This is a genomic window from Sphingobium sp. (assembly GCF_035511395.1).
Lineage (GTDB): Bacteria > Pseudomonadota > Alphaproteobacteria > Sphingomonadales > Sphingomonadaceae > Sphingobium.
Genome location: NZ_DATKFP010000334.1, coordinates 1 through 3,726, shown reverse-complemented (window position 1 = coordinate 3,726; position 3,726 = coordinate 1). Strand labels below are relative to the sequence as shown.

Annotated in this window: 7 protein-coding genes; 6 read left to right on the top strand and 1 reads right to left on the bottom strand. The window is 61.0% G+C overall.

Annotation, left to right across the window (positions count from 1 at the left end; translation table 11 throughout):
• Nucleotides 1-262 precede the first annotated feature (262 nt).
• Nucleotides 263-874 carry a TetR-like C-terminal domain-containing protein gene (locus VMR39_RS23120; protein ID WP_325419583.1) on the bottom strand — a complete coding sequence of 204 codons (612 nt, stop codon included), beginning with the start codon at nucleotides 872-874 and terminating at the stop codon, nucleotides 263-265.
• Between the two features lie 57 nt (nucleotides 875-931).
• On the opposite strand from VMR39_RS23120, the gene VMR39_RS23115 reads away from it, so the two are divergent.
• From VMR39_RS23115 to VMR39_RS23090, 6 genes are all read left to right on the top strand, one after another.
• Nucleotides 932-1,396: a nuclear transport factor 2 family protein gene (locus VMR39_RS23115; protein WP_325419581.1), complete on the top strand. Its 465-nt coding sequence runs from the start codon at nucleotides 932-934 to the stop codon at nucleotides 1,394-1,396.
• 2 nt (nucleotides 1,397-1,398) lie between these two features.
• Nucleotides 1,399-1,545, top strand: coding sequence for a hypothetical protein (locus VMR39_RS23110; RefSeq protein ID WP_325419579.1), 147 nt, complete (start codon nucleotides 1,399-1,401; stop codon nucleotides 1,543-1,545).
• A 53-nt stretch (nucleotides 1,546-1,598) separates the two neighbouring features.
• Nucleotides 1,599-1,991 carry a RidA family protein gene (locus VMR39_RS23105; RefSeq protein WP_325419577.1) on the top strand — a complete coding sequence of 131 codons (393 nt, stop codon included), beginning with the start codon at nucleotides 1,599-1,601 and terminating at the stop codon, nucleotides 1,989-1,991.
• A gap of 61 nt (nucleotides 1,992-2,052) precedes the next feature.
• Nucleotides 2,053-2,391 (top strand): hypothetical protein, encoded by a 339-nt coding sequence (locus tag VMR39_RS23100; protein WP_325419575.1) that lies wholly within the window; start codon nucleotides 2,053-2,055, stop codon nucleotides 2,389-2,391.
• Between the two features lie 35 nt (nucleotides 2,392-2,426).
• The gene (locus VMR39_RS23095) at nucleotides 2,427-2,810 is read left to right on the top strand and encodes a nuclear transport factor 2 family protein (RefSeq protein ID WP_325419573.1); all 384 of its coding nucleotides are present in this window, start codon (nucleotides 2,427-2,429) and stop codon (nucleotides 2,808-2,810) included.
• 47 nt (nucleotides 2,811-2,857) lie between these two features.
• Nucleotides 2,858-3,726, top strand: an 869-nt coding sequence (locus VMR39_RS23090) for an alpha/beta hydrolase (protein WP_325419571.1), incomplete at its 3' end; no start/stop codon positions are given.

The window sequence follows — 3,726 nt, the reverse complement described above, 5'->3', positions numbered from 1 at the left end:
ATTTCGACCTCATTCAGCAGGTCTGCGAGGATTTTGATCGACGGGCAGATTTTCATTCCATCCGTCTGATGAGGGAGGAACGCCCCATCTGCTGCTCTAACGACCCAAATCGGACGTCCAGCGGCCAATTTCAGCTCCTTGGGAGCCGACCGTCCGTATTCCGACAGGTCTCGACCAGACCCGGCCGTTCAGTGGCCAGGCACGAATGGCCGTATATGCTGGGAATTGCCATTTGCCTCAGGAGGCGCCGGCAACGCGGCCGCTAACATGCCTGCAGAGCAGCGAAGATAGCGGCGGCTTGCCGCTGCAAGTCGGCCACTGTCACAGGCTTTCCTCGGTTGATAAGGCGCCAATAGAGTGCGCCAGGGATGAGGTCTAGCGCCAGTTCCCGGTCGAGGCCCGCGCGGATTTCCCCGCGCGTAATGGCTCGATCAAGCAGGTCTACGCCCTGGCCGCGCCGTGCGGCCGTCAACCGCTCAAGAACCGGCGCCAGATCGCCCGAGCGCATCCGTTCGGCAAAGAGATCCGGAAGGATCCGGCGGGCGAGCCGGTGCCGCAGGATACGACGGGTCGCCATCAGATAGGCGGTTACATCGGCCATAAGCGAGCCATGGTCGGGGAACGCCGAAAGGCCAAGGCCTACGGTCTCGATTGCTTCTGACGCAAAGTCACGCTTCGCCGGCCAGCGTCTATAGATGGCGGCCTTGCCGGCACCGGCGCGTGCGGCCACCCGTTCCAGGCTGATCGCCGCATAGCCGGTATTCGCCCATTCCTCGAACAAGGCCCGAAACAAGGCCTCCGTCAGGTCGCTGCGCAAGACGGCCGCTCCGGACGGCAACCGTGTCTTTTCTTCGTCGATACTCTTGCGTTCCATCCACACTTTCCTATTTTCATCGATACGCTATCGTCTCGACCATCTGGAGGGAAGAGCATGACGCAATCATCGGAAAATTTTCCTAGCCTGTCGGCGCTGCTGCGTGAGGGGCTCGGTGACCTTCTCGCGCCTGATGCGGAAACACTGCTGGACATGATGGCGGACGACGTCTCGTTCGAATTTCCCTTTGCGTTGCCGGATGGGATCGAGCGCCTGGCAGGCAAGGAAGCGCTGTCGGCCTATCTCCCCAAAGTGGGTGAGCTTTTCACCATCGAGGCGCTGATCCTTGATCGCGCGATCCTATCGGCCGATGGTCGACATGCAGTGCTGGAGTTCACCGGCAGGGCTTATGCCAATGCGACGGGCGCGCGCTACGATCAGGACTATGTCTCTGTGCTCGACCTTCGCGATGGCATTATCGTCCGTTATCGCGACTATTGGAACCCGCTGACCGTCCTCGCTGCCGCCGGCGGTGCCGAAGCAGTTCATGCCGTGCTGCGCTCCGGCGACGGCGGGCATTGAACATGCGGTGGGAATATCTGGTGGTCGACAAGACCCTGGACGGCAGTGCCCTTGGCGAACTGGGCGCCGAGGGATGGGAACTCGTCGCGGTGATCTCGCCCACATATTTCGTCTTCCACTATTTCTTCAAGCGCGAGGCGCGCGACTGACCGGGTTCGGCAGGCGGCCCTCTCTCATCAGCTAACACAAAAGGACTAATGACATGGCACAGCGTGAAGCGATTTTCCCTGCGGGTCGGCATGACCTCTTCACCGCGCAGACCTATTCCGCCGCGATCCGATCCGGCGACCTGCTGTTCGTATCCGGTCTGGTCGGCAGCCGCGAAGACGGCTCGCCCGAGCCGGACTTCGAGGCGCAGGTTCGCCTCGCCTTCGCCAATCTCGAGGCGACACTCAAGGCCGGCGGATGCACCCTGGATGACGTGGTGGACGTGACGACCTTCCATACCGATCCTGAGCATCAGTTCGGCACCATCATGACCATCAAGGGCGAGATGTTTCCGGACGCGCCCTATCCCAACTGGACCGCCATTGGAGTGAACTGGCTCGCAGGGTTCGATTTCGAGATCAAGGTCATCGCTCGCATCCCCGGTTGAACGCACCTCTCACATTCAATTTCGGAAAAAATATCTCAAATCTGCGGAGAGGAATGCAAACGTGGCCAAGAACCGCCTCTTTCATTCTCAGCCGGTTTTTACGGCTATTGGTTTGATTATACTCGCAGCTATTGCATTTGCGGCAGGTCCGGCAAGCGCCCAGGGCCGAAAGCAGCGCGAGGATGCACGGACATGCGCAAGCTTTGGAGCAAGGTTTGGCACGCCCGCATACAGTGATTGCATGCTGGAACAGCAGCGGCGACGCGACCTGAAGCAGCAAGAAACGCTGGAGCGGATGGCGTTGACCTCCCAAATAGCCAAGGACGGTCAGATCATGGCCGAGCGGGCGCGCCGGCAGCGCTGCGACAGGAAACCGGAGCGCCGCGAATGTCGACGCTAGGGTTATCCCGCGCAGCGGCCTTGTCGGAGTCGATCATGAATGATCTGAAACGCAACAAGGCGAATGTGATCGCCTTCTACGACCTGATGTTCAACGAGTGCCGGCCAGCCGAGGCCGTCGAGCGCTTCGTCGGGGACGTTTATATTCAGCACAATCCTCATGTGGCCACTGGCAAGGACGGCTTCATCGCCTATTTCGAACGTATGGCGCGGGAATGGCCGGGCAAGCATGTGGAGATCAAGCGGGCGGTGGCAGAGGGAGAATATGTCATTCTCCACTGTTTCCAGCGTTGGCCTGGCAATGCCGACTATGCCGGTATCGATATCTTCCGGCTCGACGATCAGGGAAAGATCGTCGAGCATTGGGATGTCTTGCAGGTCGTTCCCGCGCAGTCAGCAAACGGCAACGGCATGTTCTGACGATCGCTGCCTGCCCCCCAATCCCCTACCGATGGAAGGAGACACGGATGTCCAACATCCGGTATCGAACCCAGCATGTTGATGACGTGGAGGTCTTCTATCGCGAGGTCGGACCAGCCGATGCCTCGATCATCCTCCTTCTCCACGGCTTTCCGTCGGCAAGCGACATGTTCCGGGATCTCATCCCGGCGCCCTCCGACCGCTATTGCGTCATAGCGCCCGATCTGCCGGGGTTCGGCCAGACCAAAACCCCGCCGAGCGGAGCGTTCACCTACAGCTTCGATGCTCTGGCGGACGTCATCGGCGGTTTCGTGGATGCGATCGGCCTCAGCCGATATGCGCTATACATCTTCGATTATGGCGCACCGGTAGGGCTGCGGCTGGCCATGCGCCATCCCGAGCGCGTCACCGCCATCATCTCGCAGAACGGCAACGCCTATGAGGAGGGTTTCAGCGACCAATGGGGGCCGTGGGAGGCCTATTGGCGCGATCCGAGCGATGCCAATCGCGAAGCCTGCCGGCCGTCGCTCTCGCCCGAAACGGTCCGCGACTGGCAATATGGCACCGGCGCCGATCCGGCCCTGCTCTCGCCTGACGGCTACCAACTCGATATCGCGTACATGGCAAGGCCGGGCGCAGAGGAAATCCAGCTCGATCTGATCCCCGACTATCGCAGCAATGTCGCGCTCCACCCGGATTTCCACGCCTACTTCCGCGCGCATCGACCGCCGTTCCTGGCGGTGTGGGGCCGCCACGATCCCGCATTCGTCCCGGCGGGAGCGCTCGCGTACCGGAGAGATCTGCCGGACGCCGAAGTACATCTGCTCGATACTGGCCACTTCGCGCTGGAAACCCATTATCAGGAGATTGCCGAGCGCATCCGCGGTTTCCTCGGCCGGATCGACCCGGCACCGGT